The sequence below is a fragment of the Methylococcus sp. S1M genome, assembly GCF_051295855.1.
GTDB lineage: Bacteria > Pseudomonadota > Gammaproteobacteria > Methylococcales > Methylococcaceae > Methylococcus > Methylococcus capsulatus.
Genome location: NZ_JBPDXO010000019.1, coordinates 2,501 through 5,511, shown reverse-complemented (window position 1 = coordinate 5,511; position 3,011 = coordinate 2,501). Strand labels below are relative to the sequence as shown.

The following is a 3,011-nucleotide window of genomic DNA, read 5'->3' as shown; positions in this document are numbered from 1 at the left end:
CCCTAAATAAAAACCCCGAGTTCCTGTGGAGGGACTCGGGGTTGATTGGGATGAGAGCCTGGCAGTTCCCTACTTTCGCACAGGTATTCTGCACTATCATCGGCGCTAAGCGGTTTCACTTCCGAGGTCGGGATGGGATCGGGTGGTTCCCGCTCGCTCTGGCCGCCAGGCAAAACTGGTTGTCGAGCTCAAGCTCTGAGGAATCTGGTCAACGTACACTTGCGTCCACGGTCTGTCCCGGACACACCCAAACGCCTTGGGTGTTATATGGTCAAGCCTCACGGGCCATTAGTATCGGTTAGCTTCACCCATTACTGGGCTTCCACACCCGACCTATCAACCTGGTGGTCTTCCAGGGCCCTTCAGGGGACTCACGGTCCCAGGGAGATCTCATCTTGGGAGGGGCTTCCCGCTTAGATGCTTTCAGCGGTTATCCTGTCCGAACATAGCTACCCGGCAATGCCATTGGCATGACAACCGGAACACCAGCGGTTCGTTCACTCCGGTCCTCTCGTACTAGGAGCAACTTCCCTCAAATCTCCAACGCCCACGGCAGATAGGGACCGAACTGTCTCACGACGTTCTAAACCCAGCTCGCGTACCACTTTAAATGGCGAACAGCCATACCCTTGGGACCGGCTACAGCCCCAGGATGTGATGAGCCGACATCGAGGTGCCAAACACCGCCGTCGATATGAACTCTTGGGCGGTATCAGCCTGTTATCCCCGGAGTACCTTTTATCCGTTGAGCGATGGCCCTTCCATACAGAACCACCGGATCACTAGGACCTACTTTCGTACCTGCTCGACTCGTTCGTCTCGCAGTCAAGCGCGCTTTTGCCCTTACACTCTTTGCGTGATTTCCGACCACGCTGAGCGCACCTTCGTGCTCCTCCGTTACGCTTTGGGAGGAGACCGCCCCAGTCAAACTACCCACCATGCACGGTCCCCGATCCGGATCACGGACCTGGGTTAGAACTCCAAATTCACCAGGGTGGTATTTCAAGGTCGGCTCCACCCGAACTGGCGTCCGGGCTTCTCAGCCTCCCACCTATCCTACACAAGTCAATTCAAAGTCCAGTGCAAAGCTATAGTAAAGGTTCACGGGGTCTTTCCGTCTAGCCGCGGGTACACTGCATCTTCACAGCAAGTTCAATTTCACTGAGTCCCGGGTGGAGACAGTGTGGCCATCGTTACGCCATTCGTGCAGGTCGGAACTTACCCGACAAGGAATTTCGCTACCTTAGGACCGTTATAGTTACGGCCGCCGTTTACCGGGGCTTCGATCAAGAGCTTCGCTTGCGCTGACCCCATCAATTAACCTTCCGGCACCGGGCAGGCGTCACACCCTATACGTCGACTTTCGTCTTTGCAGAGTGCTGTGTTTTTAATAAACAGTCGCAGCCACCGTTTCACTGCAACCCCCTTCGGCTCCATGGGCATGCCACTTCACCTACCAAGGGCGTACCTTCTCCCGAAGTTACGGTACCATTTTGCCTAGTTCCTTCACCCGAGTTCTCTCAAGCGCCTGAGAATTTTCATCCTGCCCACCTGTGTCGGTTTTGGTACGGCCGCCTGCAACCTGAAGCTTAGAGGTTTTTCTTGGAAGCCTGGCATCAATCACTTCGGCTGAAGTCGCCTTCAGCACCGTCATCACGCCTCAGCATTGACCCTCCGGATTTGCCTAAAGAGTCTGCCTACACGCTTAAACCGGGACGTCCAACACCCGGCTGACCTAGCCTTCTCCGTCACCCCATCGCAGTTGCAGCCGGTACCGGAATATTAACCGGTTTTCCATCGACTACGCCTTTCGGCCTCGCCTTAGGTGCCGACTAACCCTGCGCCGATTAGCGTTGCGCAGGAAACCTTGGGCTTTCGGCGAACGGGTTTTTCACCCGTTTTGTCGTTACTTATGTCAGCATTCGCACTTCCGATACCTCCAGCCAACTTCTCAGTTGACCTTCACAGGCCTACGGAACGCTCCTCTACCACTCACGCAACGCGTGAATCCGCAGCTTCGGTACAGGCTTTAAGCCCCGTTGAATCTTCCGCGCAGGCCGACTCGACCAGTGAGCTATTACGCTTTCTTTAAAGGGTGGCTGCTTCTAAGCCAACCTCCTGGCTGTCTGTGCCTTCCCACATCGTTTTCCACTTAAGCCTGATTTGGGGACCTTAGCTGGCGGTCTGGGCTCTTTCCCTTTTCACGACGGACCTTATCACCCGCCGTGTGTCTCCCGTGATTGCACTTCCCGGTATTCGGAGTTTGCATCGGTTTGGTAAATCTAGACGACCCCCTAGCCGAAACAGTGCTCTACCCCCGAGAGTGAGACACGAGGCGCTACCTAAATAGCTTTCGAGGAGAACCAGCTATCTCCGAGCTTGTTTAGCCTTTCACTCCTATCCACAGCTCATCCGAATCTTTTTCAACAGATCCCGGTTCGGCCCTCCAGTAAGTTTTACCTCACCTTCAGCCTGGCCATGGATAGCTCGCCCGGTTTCGGGTCTATTCCCAGCGACTCATTCGCCCTATTCAGACTCGCTTTCGCTACGCCTCCCCTATTCGGTTAAGCTTGCCACTGAGAATAACTCGCTGACCCATTATACAAAAGGTACGCAGTCACCCCTTGCGAGGCTCCCACTGCTTGTACGCATACGGTTTCAGGTTCTATTTCACTCCGCTCACCGCGGTTCTTTTCGCCTTTCCCTCACGGTACTGGTTCACTATCGGTCGGTAAGGAGTATTTAGCCTTGGAGGATGGTCCCCCCATGTTCAGACAAGGTTTCACGTGCCTCGCCCTACTCGTCTTCACACCAGCGTTCCTTTCGTATACGGGACTATCACCCTCTATGGTGCGACTTTCCAGACGCTTCTACTAAAAACATTGATGCTTAAGGGCTGCTCCCCGTTCGCTCGCCACTACTAAGGGAATCTCGGTTGATTTCTTTTCCTCCAGGTACTTAGATGTTTCAGTTCCCTGGGTTCGCCTCGCCGACCTATGGATTCAGTCGGC

2 rRNA genes (1 of these 2 cut by a window edge) are annotated in these 3,011 nt (G+C 54.6%); both read right to left on the bottom strand.

From position 1 onward, the window contains the following. Positions 1–56: 56 nt before the first annotated feature. Positions 57–170: ribosomal RNA gene (gene rrf / locus ACSHWJ_RS15755) — 5S ribosomal RNA — on the bottom strand. 97 nt (positions 171–267) lie between these two features. Continuing rightward, a 23S ribosomal RNA gene (locus ACSHWJ_RS15750) occupies positions 268–3,011 on the bottom strand (it continues 151 nt past the right edge of the window).